This window comes from Acinetobacter calcoaceticus DSM 30006 = CIP 81.8, from assembly GCF_000368965.1.
Classification (GTDB): domain Bacteria; phylum Pseudomonadota; class Gammaproteobacteria; order Pseudomonadales; family Moraxellaceae; genus Acinetobacter; species Acinetobacter calcoaceticus.
On sequence record NZ_KB849780.1, the window covers coordinates 1,075,286 to 1,097,196 of the forward strand.

Consider the following 21,911-nt stretch of genomic DNA (forward strand, 5'->3'; position numbering starts at 1 on the left):
GTTTTGGATAATGATTACCATGTGATAATTATTATCATTTATGATGTGCCGAGCATCATATACGCATGACTTTTACTGATCAAGATAAAAATAATTATTAGTTATATAATGATAATCATTATTGTTTGTGCTGTAAAAAAGCGTTACCATTACACGTTCGTGTGCCTAAAAACCTATTTAAAACAAGCTTAAAGTAGACATAACAATGCTCTCTCGATTTTTTATATATCACCCTATCTTTGTTTCTGTCATTGCAATCACTATTCTTATTTTTGGTTTTTTTGCCACTTTAGCAATGCCTGTTGAACGGTATCCAAACCTTGCTCCGCCCAGTGTCACTGTTGTTGCAAACTACCGTGGTGCAGCTGCTGACACTGTAGAAGAAAGCGTGACCCAAATTTTAGAACAACAAATCAAAGGTCTGGATAATTTGCTTTACTTTACGTCCTATAGTGAATCATCGGGAACGAGCAGCATTGATATTCACTTTAAAATTGGAACAGATATTGATAAAGCACAGTTACAAGTACAAAACCGAATTAATGCTGCGTTAAACCGGTTGCCTGAGGAAGTTCAAAGACAAGGCGTAAATATATGGAAAACCACGGGTGATATGCTGCTTATTGTTGGGCTATATGATGAAACAGGAAAAGCCAGCAATATTGAATTATCTGATTATATGGTGAATCACTTTGAACAACCTTTAAGCCAACTCCAAGGAATTGGTGAGGTTGATGTTTTTGGTTCGAGTTATGCCATGCGAATTTGGTTAAATCCAAATCAGCTTAGAAATTACCAACTTGTGCCGAGTGATATTGAACAGGCGCTCGAAGATTATAATACCCAAATTGCTGCTGGTTCGATTGGTGCAATGCCTTCCGCTTCTGACCAGAATATTTATGCAAAAGTAAAAGCAGGTTCACGTTTAAAAACAATAGATGATTTTAAGTCGGTAGTAGTTAAAGCGAATATTGATGGAAGCCTTGTTTATTTAAAAGATGTTGCGAGAGTCGAATTAGGTGCAGAAAATTATGAAAGCATTAATACGCTTAATGGTTATCCATCGGCAGGCCTAGGTATTTCTTTAAGTCCTGATGCCAATGCAATTGAGACTTCTGCCCTCATTAAAGAAAAAATGGCTCAGCTTAGCCAGCATTTACCAGCCGGATATAAAATTGTCTATCCAAGAGATAATACCCCATTTATTGAAGAGTCAATTAAGCAGGTCATTATCACTTTGCTTGAAGCGATTGTATTGGTAGTGATCGTTATGTACCTCTTTTTACAAAATTGGCGTGCGACTCTTATTCCAACCATTACGGTTCCTATTGTAATTAGTGGCACATTTGTTGTGTTGTATTTGTTTGGAATGAGTATTAACACCCTTACCCTATTTGCACTGGTTTTAGCGATTGGGTTGCTGGTGGATGACACGATTGTCGTGGTCGAAAATGTTGAACGACTTATGCATGAACAACAGCTGAGTGTACGTGAAGCTTGTTTAATGTCCATGCAAGAGATTAGCGGTGCATTGGTTGGTATTACACTGGTATTAACTGCGGTATTTATCCCAATGGCTTTTTTTAGTGGTTCGACGGGTATGATTTACCGTCAGTTTTCTATTACCTTAGCGGCAGCCATGTTGTTATCGCTATTTGTTGCAATGACTATTACACCAGCAATGTGCGCAGTTTTATTAAAAAAGCACAATAAAAAGCCAAAATGGGGACAAGCACTTGAGCTTGCTCTTCAAAAAGTTAGATCAACTTTTAGTTTTTTATCCGTTCGCCTAATTCAGTTCAAAGTCTTTTCCAGCCTGTTAGTTGTGAGCATAGCGGTTATTTTATTTATGATTTACCGCGGCTTGCCTACAAGCTTTATTCCTAATGAAGATCAAGGACTACTCGCTGTTCCCTATAGTTTGCATAATAGTGCTTCAATGAGTCAGACCGAAGAAGTTGGAAAGCTCGTCAATAATTATTTTTTTGAACATGAAGCCAAAAATATTAATACCGTACTTGTGGTGAATGGACAAAATTTTTCAGGGAGCGGTCCAAATCTAGGCATGGCGTTTATTTCGCTTAAACATTGGAATGAGCGTAAAGGTGAAGCCAATACGGCAAGTGCTATTCGTGAACGTGCTCAAACTTATTTGCAAAAAAACTTGCCAGCTAAAGTCATGGTAGGAATGCCACCAAGTGTATCTGGTTTAGGTCAGTCTGATGCTTTGGAACTTTGGCTTAGAGATGTAAATGGTCAAGGGCGCGATGAATTAATCAAACAATATAAAGCCTTAGAAAAAGAGGCGCGGAACTATTCAGCATTTGAAAATCTAAGTCCCCTTGTGAGTGAAGATAAAGCCGAAGTATTTATTCAACTCGATCAAAATAAGGCAAAAATGCTTGGAATTGATCAGCAAGCGATACGTTCAACACTATCGACTGCTTGGGGTGGAAACTATGTTGGTGATTTTGTTGAAAGAGGTCGAATTAAAAGAATTATTATGCAAGGTGACTCTGAATTTCGCTCTAAACCCGAAGACTTAGCTTACTGGCATGTGCGAAACAATACAGGAGGAATGCTTTCCCTCGCCCATTTTGCTCAAAGTCAGTGGACTGGTGGACCGGAAGCTTTAACTCGGTTTATGGGATTAGCTGCTATACAACTTGAAGCGAATGTTAGTCCAGGCTTTAGTTCAGGACAAGCCATGCAAGAACTTACGGATATGGTTGCTAAACAATCTGGTGTAGATGTTGCGTGGAGTGGCCTCTCGTTACAAGAGCAGCAGTCTAATCGGCAGGCTATCTTTTTATATGTCATTTCTATTTTGTTTATTTTCTTATGTTTGGCAGCCTTATATGAAAGTTGGAAAGTACCATTCATCATTTTATTAGGTCTACCTTTAGGAATTACGGGCACTATTATTTTTGCCAAGATCTTTAACTTACCTAATGATGTTTATTTTCAAATTGCCCTATTAACGGGTATTGGCTTGTCTTGTAAGAATGCAATTCTAATTGTGGAGTTTGCGACTCAAGCACTCAAACAAGGAAAAAGTAAAATCGACGCAGCAAGTGAAGCGTTAAAGTTGCGTTTACGCCCAATTTTGATGACCTCCCTTGCTTTTGGTGCGGGTGTTATTCCTTTAATCTTTGCAACAGGTGCAGGCGCTGCTAGCCGTTATGAAATTGGCATGAGCGTATTTGGAAGTGTTGTGTTTGGTACTTTACTTGTACCGCTATTTACGGTGTTTTTCTTTGTTATGATTCATAGTGTGCCAAGTTTTCAGTGGTCAATGAGCAAACTCAGGTTTACTCGAACTTTGAAATTTAGCCGCCGTATTAAAAAAGATAATACCTCTTTCTAATTGTTAAAATAAAAAAATGGCAGATATTAAATCTGCCATTTTTTATTGTTTAGATTTAGGCTACAAGCTTATCAATCCAAACTTCCAATGTTGGTTGTTCGGCTAAATCTTCAAAGCTGACCTGTGCACCATAAGCTTGCCATTTACCTACGAGTGTCATGAGGCGTACTGAATCAAGCCCAAGCATGAGTAAATCATCATTTAACTGAATGTCTGATACAGGAATCTGTAGCTGTTCACTCACCGCTAAGACAATACCTTCTTGAGTTAATGGCGATGCGGCTTGTTCAAGTTCCCAAGCACGAGTGACTTGTTGAGTTGTCATGACTTGCCCACATCGTGTACTTGCATATTTCAAAGCCATATCGTGCTCTTCACGACTAAAGTCAGCAAGTGCATCACCACATAAAAATGGTTGAATGTTTAGCATAAAGGCTTCTGCCGCACTCATGAGACAACCAATATGAGCATAAACACCACAAATAATGAGCTGATCGCGGTTTGACTCAAGCATAAGTTGCTCGAGTGGAGAAAACTTAAATGCGCTATAACGCCATTTTGTTAAAACGGTATCATTTTTCTGAGGCGTAATTTCCGGCAATATTTGGGTAATATTTGGATCATCTTTTAGACCAGTTCCCCAGAAATCAGTTAATAATTGGCGATGTTCTGGCGTCTGGTTACCAGGTTGTGCGGTATAGACCACAGGGATATTAAACTTGTGTGCAGTTTCAATCAGTTCTTTGGTATTTTTAATCAATTCTGGAATGGGTTCTTGAGTCTGATCATAAAAATCTAAAAAATATTGCTGCATATCATGCACTAATAAAACAGCGCGGTTGGTATGCAACTGCCAATGTGTTTTATTCGCCGTAAATTCGTGTGCTTGGGGCATGCTGTAACTGGCAATTTTTGGAATACTCATCAAATTTTTCCTTTTTTATCTTTAAGCAAGAACATTGGTTTTAGTTTCAAGTTGTTGACGCAATCGTTTTTTGTCGATTTTTCCAAAGGCTGTATATGGAAATTGCTCGATAAATTCCACGCGATCTGGAATTTTGTAGGTCGCAAGGCCATAGTCTTTAAGGTGTTGGCGTACTGACATCGCAAGACGAATTGGACTTGGATCATCGCTTTGAGATTGCCATGCAACAAAGGCACAGCTTTTTTCACCCATGACCTCATCTGGCATAGCAATCAATGCCGCTAAACGAATTTGCGAATGGGTTAGTAGAGCTTGTTCAACCTCTTCGGTCGCAATCTTTTCCCCAGCACGATTAATTTGTTCTTTAGAACGGCCTTCGACAACAATGCAGCCATCTTCACGAATACGAACTAAATCGCCAGTACGATAAAAACCATCAGGAGTAAAAGAGCGCTCATTGTGCTCTGGTGCTTGGTAATAACCGCGAATGGTATATGGGCCTCGTGTAAGCAAATGCCCCACTTGCCCAGCTTCTACTGGTTGATCGTTATCATCTAGCACTAAAATTTCATCATCTTCAGAAATTTTTAAACCTTGTGTATGGATGATTTGGTCTTTCGTCATATCAAAACGGGTGTAGTTCACAAGCCCTTCAGCCATTCCAAAGACTTGTTGCAGATTGACCTTAAACTCATCAATTAAACGTGAAGCAACTGCATCAGGTAATCGCGCTCCGCCAACTTGTAAGCAACGCAATGTCGATAAGATTGGGTCTTGATCTTTTGCAGCTTTATCCATCCAAGGTCGAACTAATGCGGGAACTAGGCAGGCATCAGTAACACTATGTTTTTTTATTAATGGAAATGCCGTGTCAGGACTTGGATCAGTTCCTAAAACAACGGCACCACCTGCATAAAAAACACCTAAAGAACCAGCTGAGCTCATTGAAAAGTTATGGGCCGCAGGTAAAACCATGAGTAAGCGTGATGACTGGTCCAGATGGCAAATTTTAGCGCTCTCACGAACACTGTATAGGTAGTCGTCATGGGTACGTGGAATAAGCTTAGGAACCCCGGTACTTCCACCAGAAAGTTGTAAAAAAGCAACCTGATCTGCCGTAGTCGGCGAGATGGCTTCATCCAAAATATTGGTTTCTTTTAATAGGTCTTGAATGGCAACAAAGTTACCTGCATTTCCAAGTACAAATACATGTCGTAAGCAAGAAGCTGTTTGCTTAAGCTTTTCGGCAAGCTCTCGGTAGTCAAATTTTTGTGCACCAAAATCAGCACAGAAATAAGCTTTTGCTTGAGTTTGTTTGAAAAAACTACTGAGTTCAGCGTAGCGATGTGCAGGTAAAGACATCACAGGTAGTGCACCAAGTCGAATAAGTGCAAAAAATAAAACGTAAAACTGATAGTGATTTGGCATCTGTACAACTGCCTTGTCACCTGCTCTTAGTCCATGTTGATATAAGTGGCTTGTACAGCAATCGACTAAATAATCGAACTCAGAGTAACTAACGGCTTTGTCACCATCATAGATTGCAATATTTTTCGGGTACTTTTGCGCACTTTCACGCAAGAAGTCACTCAAGTTTTGTCCAAGCCAATAACCCTTTTTACGGTAAATCTCAGCGAAATCTGCTGGATATGGCACGGCACCATCCAAATAAACCTGTGTTGTCATATGTTTAATCCCTGAATTGGCAGTTGGTTTGGTGAAATCTGAAATCCATCCAGCACAGTACGGAATTTTGCGGCAGTTTCAGCATGTTCAGCTTGCGGACGAGAAGCTTCCACAATGCCTGCACCAGCAAATAAACGCGCAATATTTTGATAAATTCGGGCACAACGGACCGTCACCGACCATTCACCATTACCTTGTTCATCTGCCCAGCCCATCGTTCCTGCAAATAATTCACGGTTAAATGGTTCAAGTTGCTGGATTAATTCTTTAGCAATTGAACTAGGTTCTCCACAAATTGCAGGTGTTGGGTGAAGGCGCTCAATTAAGTCGAAAACATGAGTATCAGCTTGTTTTAACTCACCAGTAATATGCGATGCTAAATGCCAAAGACGTTTGGTACGAATAAGAGAAGGTAGTTTAGGAACATGTAATTGCTTACAAAAAGGTGTGAGTTCATCTGCAATCATTTCAATCACAAGTGCATGTTCATGTTGATCTTTTTGTGAGGCAAGCAATGCTCTAGCATTGTTTTGGTCTATAGTCGGGTCATCATCACGAGCCAATGTGCCCGCAACGGGTTTACTCCAGATTTTTGTATTTTGCTTTGCAATTAATAGTTCTGGACTTGCACCAACAAACCAACCTTCACTTTGAGGATGTCTCGCAACAGCGTAGTTATAACCTTCAGGATTATGCTTGGCTAAATTGAAAAATAAGTCTGAGACTGGAATATTTTGTTCATATTCAAGTTGTAAAATGCGGGCTAGAACGGCTTTATCCAGTTTCTTTGCCTGCATTTGCTGAACAAGATATTCAACTTGCTGCTGATAATGTTCACCTAACGGGAAATAATCGGCCTTGTTTAATCTTAAAGAACTAAGATCGAGATCAGATTGTGCATAGAGGACCTTCTGACATATTTTTGCATTTTGCATGAGCATTAAATTGACATCTGCTGCCGAGCAAAACGGCAGTCCGCCCATAATCTTGACGTCTTTATAACCGTCGGTAATCGCTTGCTGTAATTGAATTCGAGCTTCTTGTAGCCAATCTTTTAAAAGGCTATTTTTAGCGACCTGAATGTCTTGTAATTTCTGATGACTATTGATTGTGTATTCTGGCGTGGTAAAAATAAAACCAGCATCATGTCCACACTTTAGAACCTCTTGAGCAAGTGCAACGTGGCTTTCAGTAAAATTTTCTCGTTGGATAAAATACGGATGCTGTGCCGACATCTCGTGACTCCTTATACCGTTATTTTGTTGTAATGAATGAGTGTTTAAACGCCTAAAGTGGCTCCCCCATCAACCACAATTTCTTGCATGGTAATTTGTGCTGCTTGATCGGAAAGTAAAAAGCTGACTGTATTTGCAATGTCTTCAGGCTGGGCTAATTTTCTTAAAGGAATGCCTGTTCGATATTGACTTAAATCGCCATCAATTACCGCTGGTGGCAGCGCATTGTCCGTCCATAACTGCTGCTGCATTTGAGTTAAAGTTGAGCCAGGTGAAACAATGTTGAGTCGTACCTGATGAGGTGCGATTTCAAGCGCAAGATTACGACAGTAGTGGCTGAGCGCGGCTTTACTAGTTGCATACATGCCAAGTTGTATCCGTGGCATACGTGAACTATTTGAGCTAATCGTGACAATACTTCCCTGTTTTTTCTCACAAAAATGTTTGGCAAGTTGTTGACTAATCGCAATAGGAGCCATGACATTTACCGCAAAAAGTGTTTCCCAGTCTTCTGTTTTTGCTTCAAGCATAGAACGCATAATCAAGACACCTGCTGCGTTCACTAAACCTGTAATGTTGTGCTTTTCTAAAAGATCGGCAATAAGCTTCTGAGTGGCTTGTTGCTGTGTAATGTCCTGTGAAATGCCTTGCCAACGTAAACATTCATCTGATGTCAGGTTTTTGCTGATTTCCCATTGTTCTGGGTTTTCCTGCTGATCAATACCGATCACTTGATACCCTTGTTGCAATAATTGCTTTGCAATAGCAGCTCCGATACCTCTTGCAGCACCTGTGACTACGATGGTAGAGCTCATGTTCTTACTCCAGTCTGATTTGATCACTAAATTGCGCAACATAATTGCAAATAATTATCATTATTATCAAGAGCGATAAATATCAAACATAAGATTACAATCTAAATTAAGTTATTTATTAACCATATTTTTAACTTAAATTATTGTTTTTAATTGATATTAATAAAACTCATCTTTTTTTATTGATTATAATGATAATTGTTTTCATTTACTAATGAGAATCATTCTGATAATTTGACCGCGCTTTCTTGTCGAGATGGACTCAAAATGAAGCCATTTTCTCATCCTTTACATCCACTATTTCAACAATCAAATGTTGGATGCGAAACTTGGTGGAATACCGTTAAAAAATTAGGTAATCCCCTTGTTACTGTGCAAACAAATAATAAAACTTCTTGCACTTTTGTTTGGCGCAAGCCCAAGCACGAAGAGTGTTGCTTCGTTTATATCGATGTCTATTCACAAAGCCCATCTATTTATCAAAAGTGGAATCGTTTTAGCCATATAGCTGGAACAGATGTGTACTTTTTTGAAATAGAACTCCCTGTGGCTTGGGCTGGTAGTTATGTTGTAGTTACAGCTAGTGAGGAAGCACCACAAATAAACTGTTCGGCAACGCGACGTTCATGGTGGCAAACCCAGCTTAAACAGAATGCTCAGATTGATTCATTAAGTCATCAGCAGTTTTATAGCGGACACTTGGCTCGTTACCTCAATCAAGTTCAACTCGAAAATACGAAACAATTACCCACCACCCTTTGTCCTATTACAAAGACATTTCAGTGGTCAAGCGTGTTATGTCAACAAGACTATTTAGTTGATGTTTTTATTAGTGGTCGGGCAGTTCAAAAAACATTACCTCTCGTTATTTTTCTTGATGGCCAAGTCTGGAGTCGAGAGCTTTCGATTCTTTCCGAAATTCGAGATTTAACCGATTTAAAAAAACTCCGTCCAGCTGCATACGTATTTATCCATAGTTTAAACAGCCAACAACGTCGACAAGATTATGGTTGCCATGATGTATTTAGTCAGGCGCTTATAAGTGAATTATTAGAAATTCTTTTAGAACAATATTCATTTATTTCAACAACGAACATTACCTTATGTGGTCAAAGTTTAGGTGGTTTATGTGCTTTGCATAGCGCACTACTTTTCCCAAAAGTTTTTACATCGCTGATTTTGCAGTCTGGCTCTTACTGGTGGTCAGATTTTTCTAACAGCGCGTTGGGACGAAACCATACGGGTAACTTTTTAGAACTACTAAATTTATCTCATCCATTACCAAAAACAACTCAAATTTATATCAGTGCAGGCACCTATGAAACCGATATGCGGGACGATGCCCACCAGCTTTATCAACAATTGCAATCATTCAATCAAGTGAGTTTTCAAACTTTTTCAGGCGGCCACGATGCGGTGAACTGGCGTGCAGACTTGCTTAAGGCATTGCAAAAAATTCTTTCACTATAACCATTTGTTTCATCAAGGATAACAATATCATGAGCAACTTACAGGAAAACTATATTAATCCTTTCGATAATGAAAGTTTGTCTTTTCAGGTTTTAAAAAATCAGCAAGGTGAATTCAGTTTATGGCCAGCCCAACATCAGGTGCCATCAGGTTGGGACGTTCAACATGGTCCAGATACGCGGGCTTCGTGTATTGCGTATGTAGAAAAGCACTGGGTTGCAATTAACCCCTTTCAGCAATCGTAAAGGAGTATTGTCATGAATCAGGCATTAAATAATGAATTTACTTCCGATATTTCACAACCAGCTCGTTTTGAATTGGCCTCTACCCAGCTCGGTATTTTTCTTGCCGATCATTTAAGTTCTATTGAAGATTTATATACGATTGCACACTGCTTAGAGTTACCAAAATCTATTGATATTTCAGTGTTTAAGCAAGCAATTCAAATGGGTTTAAATGAAGCTGACACTGTGATTGCTTCATATTCATCGGATCCGGCACAGCCCTTTATTGAACTTAATAAGCAAATGCAGATTCGAATCGAAGAATTTGATTTTTGCCATTTAACCCCTCAAAAAGCTCAGCAACGCTTATGGGATTGGATGCCTTCTGACCGCCAATGCGCGAAATCGCTTAAAGCTGGTGAATCTCAACTCTTCCGTCAAGTACTGTTTACTACACACGACAAAGTGTATTGGTATCAACGCTATCATCACATCATGCTTGATGGTTTTAGCATGATTAACCTCACAAAACGAATTGTTGAGTTATATCAACAATTACAAGCAGGAAAAGACCTTAGTTCTTCACCTTTTATTGATGTTAATGATGTCATCTTAGAGCGTCAGGCTTATGAAAATAGCCATCAATTTAAGATAGACCAAGCTTTTTGGAAGGCTTACTGTGAAGACTTGCCTAGTCCTATTAGTTTAAGTACACACCACTTAGCCTCGAAAACAACAGCCCAATTTGTTAAGCATCAGCTGCGTTTTTCTACAGGAATTTTAGAGCAAATTCAGGCTTTAGCTGCGCAATCTAAATTAGCTTTGAATGACATGATGATGTCATTGTCATTACATTATATTTACAAAATGACAGATAAAGCCGAGTTGGTTAATGGCATTCCATTTATGCGCCGCTTAGGCTCAAAGGCAATTCGCTCAACATTACCGACCGTAAATGTACTGCCTGTGAAGTTTAATGTGGCTGAAAAAGACAGTTGGGTTAGTTTGGCTCAACATGTTCAAAAACAATTACAACAAGTTCGACCACATCAAAAATATGATGCTGAACAAATTTTAAGAGATTTAAACAGTATCGACATTCATGAACGGATGTATGGGCCTATTTTAAACTATAAAGCTTTTGATCAAGACTTGGTGTTAGATGGTGAAAAGGTCAAAACACATCATATCTCAACAGGACCAATTGATGATTTTGAGTTTTCTTTTATTATTCAAGATCATGAACTCATTATCGAATTACGTGCAGATGCGCAGCGTTATACTCAAGATGAGTTACTCATGCATGGTCAGCGTATAACGCTGCTATTAGAGCAGACTTTATTACAACCAGAGCACCCATGTAGCAGTTTTAATATTACTACACCACAAGAACTTAGTGCGCTCACAAAAAGTGGCATAGGCCCTCGTGTTAACCATCCTGAACAATATAATAATGTTCTAGATATCTTCTATGAACAAGTTCAAAAGTATCCGGAACGTATTGCAATTATTAGTGGTGAACGTCCGTATCTACAACAACTTAGTTTTTCTGAACTTGCAATTCAGGTGAACCAACTTACCCGTTTTTTACAGAAAAATGGTGCAAAGAAATACACGGTTATTGCTGGTGCTATTCCCCGTTCTATCGATTCAGTTGTTGTGATGCTATCGGTGTTAAATTCGGGTGCAAGCTTCTTACCACTCGATTTAGATTATCCAATCGATCGTATGCAAATGATGTGTGAAGATGCCAACCCATTGTTTGTTCTTACAACGCAGGCTCTTTCAACCCAATTGCCTCAAAATATTCAGCAAGTACATCTTGACCATATGGATATTCAAAAACAGATTCAAAAACAAGAAACAAGTGATATTCCTACCCAGAGTCGTAATTTCGATTTTCAGGATGTGGCTTATGTGATTTTTACATCAGGCAGTACAGGGCGTCCAAAAGGTGTTATGAACACACATGGTTCGCTACTCAACCTGATTTTATCGCATAAACCTACAATTTATTGGCCTGTACTTAATGCTGTAGAGCAGCGTTTTCCTGATCGTCCATTACGCGCAGCACATACTCACTCTTTCTCATTTGACTCTTCTTGGTTGCAAGTTTTCTGGATGTTATGGGGACAAGAGCTACATATTTTTGATGAAAACATGCGCCGCGATGCATTTGGCTTAGTTCAGGAAATTCAACAACGACAAATCGATACATTAGATTTACCACCGTCTTTTTGCGCGCAAATGATTACCAATGGCTTATTTGCGGATGGTAAGCATCACCCAAGCCTGATTTTAATTGGTGGTGAAGCTGCGCCTTTAGCTTTATGGCAACAGCTTAATGCTCAGCCAGATCTTTTTGCACATAACTTATATGGCCCAACAGAGTATACGGTTGATACTTTCCGTGCAGAATTAAAGCACACATCACGTCCGGTAATTGGTAACCCTATTGGTAATACACAGGCCTATGTGCTTGATCGACATTTACAGCGATGTGCCACTGGTGTGATTGGTGAGCTTTATATTTCTGGCTTTGGTATTGCCAATGGTTATTTAGGTCGTGCTGACTTAAGTGCTGCTCGTTTTGTTGCCAATCCATTTGAACATGGACAGCGCATGTACCGTACAGGTGATTTAGTGCGTTGGAATACGGCTGGCAAGCTTGAGTTTATGGGACGCTGCGATGACCAGATTAAAATTCGTGGTTATCGGGTTGAAATTGGTGAAGTAGAAAATGCGCTTTCCGTTTTACCTAATATTGAAAGTGTTGTCGTCATTGCAGAGCCAATTAATAACAGCCACCGTTTGCTCGGTTACTGTGTGGTCAAAGACATTGAACTTGATGAAAAAATAAGTGAGCAGTTAAGTCAGCAGTATTTAAGTCAGTTACGTCAAAACCTACCTGAATATATGGTGCCTTCAGCCCTCACAGTCATGGCTGAATTTCCCCGAAATGTAAGTGGTAAGGTTGATAAAAAGGCCCTACCGCGTCCGAAGGTTCGCAGTCATAGTCGTATGGCAGAAACACCAGAACAGAAGCTTTTATGTCAGATTGTCGCATCTGTGCTGAAACTAGATTCTATTGGGATTGATGACGACTTCTTTATGACAGGTGGCGATAGCATTTCTGCCATCATGGTGTGTACTCAACTACGGCAGCATGGTTACAGCTTAAGACCAAGTGATGTATTCCAATTCAAAACAGTTGCTGCTCTGGTACCGCATCTGACACGTTTAGATGAGCAACAAACGGCCATTTCAAAACCGTTATTTTCAGCAGACCTAGAACAAAAGGTTCAAGAAAAATATGGTAAAAACAGCACTATTTTACCTTTGCTTCCTTTGCAAAAAGGCATGCTGTTCTTATCTCAAGTAGAAAATCAATCGAATTATAATGCCTTTACTCGTCTTAGCTTAAATGGAGACATTGATCCGGTACGTTTACAGCAAGCGCTGATTACCGTATTAAAACGTCACCCTCAATTAGGTGGACATTTTGATAGCGAATTAGCTGAAGAACCTGTTTTTATCTATTCATTACACGCTACTCAAGCTTGGCCAGTTCAGTTTTGTTCGGTCACTCCCGATTTGCTTGAGCAAACCATTCAAGAGGTATTACAACAACCGATTCACCTTGACCAACCCTATGGCTTAATTCGTGCAACTTTAATTCAACATGCTCCTGAACAATCAGAACTATTGATTATGGTGCATCACCTGCTAACTGATGGCTGGTCAACTCCACTGTTCTTACAAGACTTTATTAAAGCCTATCAGCAAACTAACCAACAACTGCCAGTGCTTAAACATAGCTATGAAACGGTGATTAAAGCCTTATCTGGACGTGACCATGAAACGTCAAAAGTAATATGGCAACGTGATTTAGCAGATTTGCAGCCACTTATTTTATTTAATCAACCACAGCAAGCCGTACAGGAAACTTCCTATCGTTTAAGTGCTGAGTTGGGTGCGAAACTTCAACACAAATTACGCCAACAAGGCATCACGCTAAATGTCTTCATGCAAATGATTTGGGCAATGACTTTAAATATTTATGCTCATCGTGAGGATATTGTGTTTGGCACACCTGTTTCTGGGCGTTCAGCACCTATCAATGGCTTAGAGCAGCAGATTGGATTGTTTTTAAATACGATTCCAGTACGCGTACAGTTGAACATGCAGCAAACACTTTGGGAACAATTAGCTCAGTTACAACAATTGCATGTTGAACATTTAGAACACGATGGTTTAGGACTGGGTGCAATTCAGCAATTAATGGCTCAAGGCAATCTTTTTGATAGTTTGTTAGTCGTAGAAAACTACCCTGATAACCAATATTTACAGCAAAAACTTGGCGATGCGGCTATTTCTAAGCTCACAAATCGCGGTTATAGCCATTATCCGCTTGCTTTGTTAGTCATACCTGATCATCAAATTGAGCTATTACTCGAACAGCGTGGTGTAATCGATCAGCCTGAACATTTCCTAGAGCGAATGGTTCAATTTATTGAAATTGCATTAAATGAACCAGAGGCTTCTCTAGGTCACTATCGCTTACAACTGGCCGAAGAGCGCGATTTAATCCAAAGAACGAATCAAACTCAATATTATGTTCGTCCAACAACATTACAGCAATTACTCAGAGAGCAAGCTCGAATTACTCCTGAACAAACGGCGTTATGTGATGAAACTCAGCAGCTCAGTTTTAGTGAAGTCCGATTACAAGTTTGTGCTTTAGCACAGCAATTGCAACTTGCAGGTGTACAGGCTGGAGATATTGTTGCCGTTGCCCTACCAAGGTCGGTCAAACTGAGTATTGCTATTTTAGCGGTGGTTGAAGCAGGTGCAGCGTACTTGCCACTCGATTTGCAACACCCGACTGAACGTATCAAGTTTATGTTGCAAGATGCAAAATCTAAAATTTTGATTGGTGAACAAAAAGATCTAACCGCTATTGCTCAACCATCAATAGCCACCTTTGCTTTCGATCAACTGTTTGATGAAACCAAAGTTGATTTAAGCAGCTATAAAACTACAGTCATTACCCCACAACATCCGGCATATTTAATTTATACCTCAGGTACAACAGGCCAGCCAAAAGGTGTCATGGTTTCTCACCAAGCCATTGTGAACCGTATTTTATGGATGCAATCAGAGTATCCACTCTCAGCCAACGATACGATTTTGCAAAAAACACCATGTACGTTTGACGTTTCTGTATGGGAATTTTTCTGGTCATATTTGGTGGGCGCTCGATTAGCTATGGCACCTGTGGATGCACACCGTGACCCGTTGGCATTATTAAATCTGATTCAAAAATATCAGGTAACCACATTACATTTTGTACCATCAATGTTGGCTGTTTTTGAAAATGCTGCTACTGAAATTTTGTCTCTTGCTCAGCGCCAAAGTTTACCAATCCGCCGAGTGTTCTGTAGTGGTGAGGCTTTACCAACGGCTTTAGCAAAATCATTTACTGAGCACTTTAGCTGTGAGCTACATAACTTATATGGCCCAACGGAAGCTGCGGTAGATGTGAGTTATATGGATGCAACGTTGGGATTACATCCTGAAGAAAGTAGCGTTGCAATTGGTTATCCGGTCTGGAATACCCAGCTTTATATTTTAGATCAATACTTACGCCCTGTTCCTGTTGGGGTGGACGGTGAACTTTATTTGGCAGGCCATCAATTGGCAATGGGGTATTTGCATCGTGCAGACTTAACAGCAACTCGTTTTGTGGCAAACCCGTTTGCTGCAGGTCAAAGAATGTATCGCACTGGAGATATTGCCCGTTGGAATCCAGATGGCAGTATTCAATATATAGGCCGTGCAGATGATCAGTTAAAAATACGTGGTCAACGTATTGAACTGGGTGAAATTGAGCAACAGCTACGTTTAGCCAGTGGGTTAGATGATGTGATTGTCCACCCTATTGTTTCTGAGCAAAATAAAGCTGATGTTCAGTTGGTTGCTTACTTGCAAACAACAGCACCTGTGGACATTGAGCAGTTAAAGAAACAATTAGCTAAACAGCTTCCCGCATATATGGTGCCAACGCACTATATGTTAGTTGAGCAATTCCCATTAAGTCACAATGGCAAGCTGGACCGTAAAGCATTACCACGACCACAACTTGATACTTCAAATACAGAAAAACAGTATGCCTCAACTGCCTTTGAACATGAGCTCACAGGTATTTTCCAAAAAATCTTAAATACAGAACAAAATATTGGCATAAACGAAGATTTCTTTGCCATTGGTGGACATTCCATTTTGGTCATGAAGCTTGCAATTGAAATCCGAAAAGTATTTAAGCGGACCATTCCAATTGGTCAGTTAATGAGTCATGTGACTATTCAGCGTTTAGCGGCTTTGCTTCTTACACAAGAACGTTTGGAAGAAGTTGAACAAACTGGTATGCAACCTGTTTTACCAATCCGTTCTGGCTCTGGGTATCCATTGTTCTGTTTCTTCCCAGGTTCTGGTTCGGCATGGCAATACACTGTGCTGAATCGTTATCTACATCCTGACTTACCAATTATCGGGCTGCAGTCACCTCGACCAGATGGACTTTTGGCAAATAGCGTTGATATGGATGAGTTGGTTGGAAAACAACTTAAGATTATTCGTAAGCAACAACCAACAGGACCTTATACTTTATTAGGTTATTCACTGGGCGGCACTGTAGCTTATGCGGTTGCAGCAAAGTTAACTGAACAAGGTGAAAAAGTTGATTTTCTCGGCTTGTTAGACACGTACCCTGCCGAAATTCATCAGTGGTTAGATTTATCTGTAGAAGAAATGAATGCTGAAGCTGAACAGGAACAACTTCAATTCTTCAATGATATTCTGGCCGATGCAGATACGGCGCTAAACGAAGAAACACGCCGTTTACAAGAGGATATTTTTGCGAACTATCGTGATGCAGTACGTTTATTAAAACCTTATAAGATGCCACGTTTTAACGGTGAACTACATTTAGTTGTTGCTGAAAAAGATTTACTTCCATATATCCAACCAGAACAACAATGGTCTCCTTTAGTTAAAAAGCTCAATATTGTTCGCCTAAGCGATGCAGACCATACGGATATATTATCCCCGCAGCAGCTTGAAACACTTGGCCCGATTTTAAACCGCATGATTTGTCAGGCACGCGGTTTAGAGGAGCACACGCCATGAGTTTTAAATCAATATTGACCGATTTTAGTCTTTTAAAACGTAATGTTCATTTCCGACATGTATTTATTGCCCGCACGCTCTCATTACTAACCATTGGCATGCTCGTGGTTGCCATTCCCAAACAAGTCTATGACTTAACTGGTAGTTCGTTAAATGTTGCTGTTGCAATGGCCTTTGAAGGCGTTGCCATGTTTATTGGTCTGTTACTCGGTGGTTTGTTGTCAGATCGCAAAGATCGAAAATGGCTAATTTTATTGGCTCGTAGTGTTTGTGGTTTAGGTTTTGCTGGCCTAGCCATTAATGCCATGTTTGAGCAACCTTCTCTGTATGCTATTTATTTCCTCTCGGCATGGGATGGTTTCTTTGGTGCTTTGGGTGTGACCGCCATGATGGCGATCATGCCTGTGATTGTCGGACGTGAAAATATTGTACAAGCCCGTGCAATTAGTATGGTATCCGTACGACTTGCTACCGTTATTTCACCAGCAATCGGCGGTATTTTAATTGCGTTCAGTGGCGTTGCAACCGTGTATTGGGTCTCAACAGTGGGTACCTTACTTACCGTATTTTTATTGATGGGACTACCTGCTCTTAAGCCACAACATGCAGCTAATGGTGAGAGTCCTCTTCGCCAATTAGTCCAAGGGTTTAAATTCGTTTTTAAAAACAAAGTGGTTGGCAGCACGATTTTAATTGGGACATTGCTTAGCTTTAGCAGTGCTATTCGTATTATTTTTCCGCAAATGGCAGATGAAATCTTTCACGGAGGTGCATTTGAGCTCGGTCTTATGTATTCGGCCGTACCTTTAGGTTCAACCCTAGGTGCCTTACTCAGTGGATGGACAACACGGTTACTGCGACCAGGTTTAGTCATGCTCTATACTTGTTTAGGCGTCTTTAGTTGCATGATTATGATTGGGCTTTCACCTTGGTTAATCTTGACTTTGCCAATTTTATGTGTTTTTGGATATTTGATGTCGATTGCTAACTTGCTTCAATACAGCATTGTGCAAGGACATACGCCTGATGAATATTTAGGGCGTATTAATGCAATCTGGCTTGCTCAAGATGCTTTGGGAGATTCGATTGCCACAACAACTTTAGGACTTTTAACGCGGTTTTTACCAATATCAGGAAGCATTCTCTTCTTCGGCATATTAAGTTTTGCGGTAGGATTTATGTTCTTATTCAATTCTCAAGATATGCGTGAAACAGGCTTCCAAGATCCTAAGTTACAAGAAAATTAAGCCATAATTTAAAAGAAGGCAATTCGTTGCCTTCTTTTGTTTCAAGCAGATATATTCGCTTTAAAAACCCAAGTCAAAATACAGTCTTGTTCCACTTTCCAGCCGCCTTTATAATGATCTAAGAGTTGATGGCGATTTCGTATTTCTGATGTAAAAACTAAAAATAATTTTTGGTTTTCAAAATCAATATCCACTACAGAAGCTTCTAAAAAATCGATGTATTGTTTAGCAATAGGATATACAACTTTATATAAGCTTTCTTTAACAGAAAAGATTAAGCTTACAAATTGAGAAAAATCAAAAAACTCAGAGGCTTTAATCTTCCAAAGTTCAAGTTCAGAAGGCGTTAAAATAAGATGTGCACTCTCTTGAGCAAATTCTGAGGTCACCCAATGCTCGATATCAATTCCTAAATAACCGGCTTTGTCGGATAGCGCAACGATCAATTTATTTTGTGAATGACTAATGCTACCCAAAACATGGGGTGGCCAGACGGGCAAATGCTCTCGCATAGACGTTAGTGGCTGATCTAAACCGAAATGATGTTTTAAAACAGCTTGAGCCAATATCCTGCCACATAAGTACTCATTTTTACGTTCGACACGCGCTTGAGCAATTTTTAGTGGATGCTCTAATTGTTGATCTATATGCAAATGCGTTGTTTGCGATAAATCTAACCCATAACAATAGAACGGCATTTTAAATAAAATTGGTTTAGAAATTTCGAAAATCAACCCACAAAGAGACTCAGGAATATATAAATAATCACTTACAGCATTTGACATCAAATAAAGAATTTTTAACGAGTTATCTCCTATCTTATCGCATGGCAACACGTCGATAAATAATTATATTTATCATTTGATAATAATTATTATTTACTTATACTATTGGATAAATTTTCCCCTTAATTTATTTAAAAATATTGATCATGAAACTTATAGGACTTTTTTTGACCCTGTTGGGAGCGGTCAGTGTCTATTGTAGTCATAGCAACCAAAACCTGTTATCTCAACATCTCCCCACTCTATTTAAGTATTTAGGCCTATTGTTTTTAGTCGTTGGATTAATTGCACTCTTTGCCAGCTTACCCAAAGTTGTTGCCGCTTTTTGTTGGTTCATGCTTATCATTTTTGCGTGGTCGTTCCTTCCTTTTATGGCGCTTTTTAAACGGAAACTGGTTTCATGAAAGCTAAAATTCAGTCTCCTATTCAGCCAGACTGGTGGAGTAAAACCTTTGCTGGTGGTGTTCTAGGGTTAAGCCTTGCCATTGCTTTTGGCAACCTGATTGTTTTATTAGGCCAACCTTATGTTGCCATGGATTTATTGGTGCAAGTTGGTATGTGGAGTGTTCCTTGGCTTTGGATGCCTATTATGTTTGGCAGTTATTTTTTTACGACTGGACGAAAAGCGCTTATCTATTTATTGATTGCCAATGCCCTAGCGTATAGCTGTATTTTTGTCTTACGGGGTTAAACATGAAAGTACGTTCAGACATCATGAAATTAGCAAAAAGCATGCATACTTGGGTGGGTGTATGTGCTGGGATTTTGCTTTTTATTTGTTTCTTTGCTGGTGGCCTCAGCATGTTTCAGCACCATATTAGTAAGTGGGCTACGCCAACGCAGCAAGTTTTACCTAAAGTCTCACCCGACCAATATAATGAGCTTATTCAGAAAGTACAGGCTGCTTATCCTGCTGCACAAAAGAACTTCACACTAAATTTATCGTCGAATGAATTTCACTATGCGCCCATTACGTGGAGTGAACATGAACGTGGAGATGGTTTTAATACTGCTCAGACCACGTGGATGGCAAGCTTAGACAAAAAAGGTCAGTTAATTGTTGCTCAAGAAAACTTATCTAAAGCAGGTTGGCTCATCGAACAGTTACATGAAACAGCAGGTATACCGGGCATGGTCGGCCATCATGGATTGGGTCTCTACGTGATGGGTGTGGTTTCAATTTTATATTTTCTTGCCTTACTTTCAGGGGTGATCATACTTTTACCGACCTTGGTAAAGGACTATTTTGTCATTCGCTCTGGTAAGAATAAAAAGCGCTTTTGGTTAGATGCGCATAACGTGATTGGAATTACGAGCTTACCGTTCCACATCATTATTAGTATTAGCGTTATTGTGTTTGCTTTTCATGACTTTTTTTATGATGCGATTGGACAACTTGCACTCAAAGGACAGCCTGTTTTTCAGCGTTCTCCCCCAGCGCTTATTCAACCAAAACAAACACAAATTGATGTACAGCAAATATTAGCTCAAGCCAAAAAAGTTGCGCCTGAATATTCAGTTGACTATATCCAGTTCAGTGGCCTAGATAAACCCGAAAAAGCCAATGCACGTATTGCCCTCTATAGTTCAGATCAGATGTTGCGCGGTGCGAATCAAGACTTTATGCGTATGAACCCTTACGCGGTTGAGCACTTTAATCATAAAGGCATTAATACGCAGACTGATGCTGGTAATAAGTTAATCAATGCAATGTTTAGCCTACATTTTGGGAGTTTTGGTGGCACAGGTGTACGTTGGATCTATTTTGTTTTAGGTGTTGGTGGTGCTTTCTTATTTTATACGGGCAACATTCTTTGGGTTGAAACTCGTGCACGTAAGCAAAAGCGTGCTGAAGACCCTGTTCCTGTTCAACGTAAAGATGTAGTGTTCCTTGCGAACTTAACCATTGGTGCGTGCTTAGGATGTGTTTTAGCAGTAGTGGGCACAATGTTGGCCAGTCGTTGGCTCTTTGCAGCACTCAATATTGAAAGCATGAATCACCTCTTTATGTATGGTTATTATGCAATTTTCCTACTGACTTTGATTTACACCTTTATCATTGGCTATGCAAAAGCTTTACCGCAACTGCTATTAACCTTAGTCTTTGTCTTATTTGCGATTCCTTTTACGTCTCTTGTGGCCCACTTAATTCCACAAAGTGGTTTATGGGTACATGGCGGAGAAATTTTGCTGGTTGATTTCTTGGCTGTCATTTTTGCTTTCGCTTTCTGGCGTTTTTATCAACAAGCCCAAGATCGCCGAAAATCTGCTCCAACTGGCAGTTTATGGGCTAGCTAACAACCATAAATCGACAAGACTGAAATAATGTGTGAAATATGAAAAATTATAAAATCCACATTGTTTCGGTCAGTTGTTTAATTTCTTGAATATCATGACTCACATAAATCATGGGAGTTTTTATTTCCTGTTTTACTTTTTGAAAAAAAGGAATAATTTCAGCTTTATGTGCGGCATCTAGTGCCGATAAAGGTTCATCAAGTAATAACAGCTTAGGTGAATATAACAATGCACGTCCGAGCGCAACTCGCTGTTTTTCACCACCTGAGAGCTTGATTGGCATACGTTCTAGCAAGTGTTCTAACTTTAATAATTCAATAATGTAATCAGCTTCAAAATGACGTTCTTGTTGTGCAAGATGTTTAAGACCAAATAATAAGTTTTGCTTTACCGTTTTATGCGGAAAAAGCTGTGCATCTTGAAAAACCAGTCCAACATGGCGTTTTTGCGTGCTGAGATTAATTTTTTGATCGGAATCAAACCATGTTTGGTTTTGTATTTTAATGAGTCCACTACGTGGAGTGTTCAGGCCAGCAATCGCATGTAAAATTGATGTTTTACCAGAACCAGAGGCACCAAATAAGCCAATAACAGAAGCATCTGACTGGAAACTAGGTTCAATAAGAAATTGACCCATTTGTAGCTGAAAACGGCAATCAATCAACATAACT

The 21,911-nt window shown here is 39.6% G+C and carries 13 protein-coding genes and 1 pseudogene; 7 read left to right on the forward strand and 7 right to left on the reverse strand.

All coding sequences use genetic code 11. The features are described from left to right. Positions 1 to 205 precede the first annotated feature (205 nt). The gene (locus F936_RS09980; RefSeq protein WP_005047160.1) at positions 206 to 3,367 is read left to right on the forward strand and encodes a multidrug efflux RND transporter permease subunit; all 3,162 of its coding nucleotides are present in this window, start codon (positions 206 to 208) and stop codon (positions 3,365 to 3,367) included. Positions 3,368 to 3,422: 55 nt separating this feature from the next. On the opposite strand, the gene F936_RS19535 is transcribed toward F936_RS09980, so the two are convergent. The 5 genes and pseudogenes from F936_RS19535 to F936_RS10000 form a co-directional block, all read right to left on the reverse strand. Further along, positions 3,423 to 3,611: a phosphopantetheine-binding protein gene (locus F936_RS19535; RefSeq protein ID WP_371864194.1), complete on the reverse strand. Its 189-nt coding sequence runs from the start codon at positions 3,609 to 3,611 to the stop codon at positions 3,423 to 3,425. Positions 3,612 to 3,641: 30 nt separating this feature from the next. Further along, a pseudogene (locus F936_RS09985) lies at positions 3,642 to 4,292 on the reverse strand (isochorismatase family protein); the annotation flags it as partial. 21 nt (positions 4,293 to 4,313) lie between these two features. Then, positions 4,314 to 5,978: a (2,3-dihydroxybenzoyl)adenylate synthase gene (locus F936_RS09990; RefSeq protein WP_005047164.1), complete on the reverse strand. Its 1,665-nt coding sequence runs from the start codon at positions 5,976 to 5,978 to the stop codon at positions 4,314 to 4,316. Continuing rightward, positions 5,975 to 7,213: an isochorismate synthase gene (locus F936_RS09995; RefSeq protein WP_005047167.1), complete on the reverse strand. Its 1,239-nt coding sequence runs from the start codon at positions 7,211 to 7,213 to the stop codon at positions 5,975 to 5,977. Before F936_RS09995 ends, F936_RS09990 begins: the two co-directional genes overlap by 4 nt. Positions 7,214 to 7,257: 44 nt before the next feature. Continuing rightward, on the reverse strand, positions 7,258 to 8,028 hold the full coding sequence (locus F936_RS10000; RefSeq protein ID WP_005047170.1) for an SDR family oxidoreductase: 771 nt from the start codon (positions 8,026 to 8,028) through the stop codon (positions 7,258 to 7,260). Between the two features lie 267 nt (positions 8,029 to 8,295). On the opposite strand from F936_RS10000, the gene fes reads away from it, so the two are divergent. From fes to entS, 4 genes are read left to right on the forward strand one after another with little or no spacing between them, the layout of a single operon-like run. Next, entirely contained in the window at positions 8,296 to 9,498 is a 1,203-nt protein-coding gene (gene fes, locus F936_RS10005) for an enterochelin esterase (RefSeq protein ID WP_005047172.1), read from the forward strand. Positions 9,499 to 9,527: 29 nt separating this feature from the next. Further along, positions 9,528 to 9,743, forward strand: a complete 216-nt coding sequence (locus F936_RS10010; RefSeq protein WP_005047173.1) for an MbtH family protein — start codon at positions 9,528 to 9,530, stop codon at positions 9,741 to 9,743. A 12-nt stretch (positions 9,744 to 9,755) separates the two neighbouring features. Beyond that, complete coding sequence (locus F936_RS10015) at positions 9,756 to 16,910, forward strand: non-ribosomal peptide synthetase (protein ID WP_005047174.1); 7,155 nt, start codon at positions 9,756 to 9,758, stop codon at positions 16,908 to 16,910. Further along, a complete protein-coding gene (entS, locus tag F936_RS10020; RefSeq protein WP_005047175.1) occupies positions 16,907 to 18,157 on the forward strand; it encodes an enterobactin transporter EntS in 1,251 nt (416 codons plus the stop codon). Before F936_RS10015 ends, entS begins: the two co-directional genes overlap by 4 nt. 41 nt (positions 18,158 to 18,198) lie before the next feature. Here the strand turns inward: entS and F936_RS10025 are convergent, their stop codons facing one another. Next, on the reverse strand, positions 18,199 to 18,942 hold the full coding sequence (locus tag F936_RS10025; RefSeq protein ID WP_005047176.1) for a 4'-phosphopantetheinyl transferase family protein: 744 nt from the start codon (positions 18,940 to 18,942) through the stop codon (positions 18,199 to 18,201). A gap of 400 nt (positions 18,943 to 19,342) precedes the next feature. On the opposite strand from F936_RS10025, the gene F936_RS10035 reads away from it, so the two are divergent. Both F936_RS10035 and F936_RS10040 read left to right on the forward strand, forming a co-directional pair. Then, entirely contained in the window at positions 19,343 to 19,633 is a 291-nt protein-coding gene (locus tag F936_RS10035) for a hypothetical protein (protein WP_005047177.1), read from the forward strand. 2 nt (positions 19,634 to 19,635) lie between these two features. Beyond that, on the forward strand, positions 19,636 to 21,240 hold the full coding sequence (locus F936_RS10040; protein ID WP_005047178.1) for a PepSY-associated TM helix domain-containing protein: 1,605 nt from the start codon (positions 19,636 to 19,638) through the stop codon (positions 21,238 to 21,240). A gap of 46 nt (positions 21,241 to 21,286) precedes the next feature. Here the strand turns inward: F936_RS10040 and F936_RS10045 are convergent, their stop codons facing one another. Next, on the reverse strand, positions 21,287 to 21,907 hold the full coding sequence (locus F936_RS10045; RefSeq protein ID WP_004642789.1) for an ATP-binding cassette domain-containing protein: 621 nt from the start codon (positions 21,905 to 21,907) through the stop codon (positions 21,287 to 21,289). Positions 21,908 to 21,911: the final 4 nt, after the last annotated feature.

What these genes read in the sequence shown, in the direction of transcription:
- F936_RS10035 (WP_005047177.1), top strand. Translation starts at nt 19,343, where the DNA reads ATGAAAGCTAAAATTCAGTCTCCTATTCAGCCAGACTGGTGGAGTAAA.
- F936_RS10010 (WP_005047173.1), top strand. Translation starts at nt 9,528, where the DNA reads ATGAGCAACTTACAGGAAAACTATATTAATCCTTTCGATAATGAAAGT.
- F936_RS09980 (WP_005047160.1), top strand. Translation starts at nt 206, where the DNA reads ATGCTCTCTCGATTTTTTATATATCACCCTATCTTTGTTTCTGTCATT.
- F936_RS10015 (WP_005047174.1), top strand. Translation starts at nt 9,756, where the DNA reads ATGAATCAGGCATTAAATAATGAATTTACTTCCGATATTTCACAACCA.
- fes (WP_005047172.1), top strand. Translation starts at nt 8,296, where the DNA reads ATGAAGCCATTTTCTCATCCTTTACATCCACTATTTCAACAATCAAAT.
- F936_RS09995 (WP_005047167.1), bottom strand. Translation starts at nt 7,213, where the DNA reads ATGTCGGCACAGCATCCGTATTTTATCCAACGAGAAAATTTTACTGAA.
- F936_RS10025 (WP_005047176.1), bottom strand. Translation starts at nt 18,942, where the DNA reads ATGTCAAATGCTGTAAGTGATTATTTATATATTCCTGAGTCTCTTTGT.
- F936_RS10000 (WP_005047170.1), bottom strand. Translation starts at nt 8,028, where the DNA reads ATGAGCTCTACCATCGTAGTCACAGGTGCTGCAAGAGGTATCGGAGCT.
- F936_RS10040 (WP_005047178.1), top strand. Translation starts at nt 19,636, where the DNA reads ATGAAAGTACGTTCAGACATCATGAAATTAGCAAAAAGCATGCATACT.
- entS (WP_005047175.1), top strand. Translation starts at nt 16,907, where the DNA reads ATGAGTTTTAAATCAATATTGACCGATTTTAGTCTTTTAAAACGTAAT.
- F936_RS10045 (WP_004642789.1), bottom strand. Translation starts at nt 21,907, where the DNA reads ATGTTGATTGATTGCCGTTTTCAGCTACAAATGGGTCAATTTCTTATT.
- F936_RS09990 (WP_005047164.1), bottom strand. Translation starts at nt 5,978, where the DNA reads ATGACAACACAGGTTTATTTGGATGGTGCCGTGCCATATCCAGCAGAT.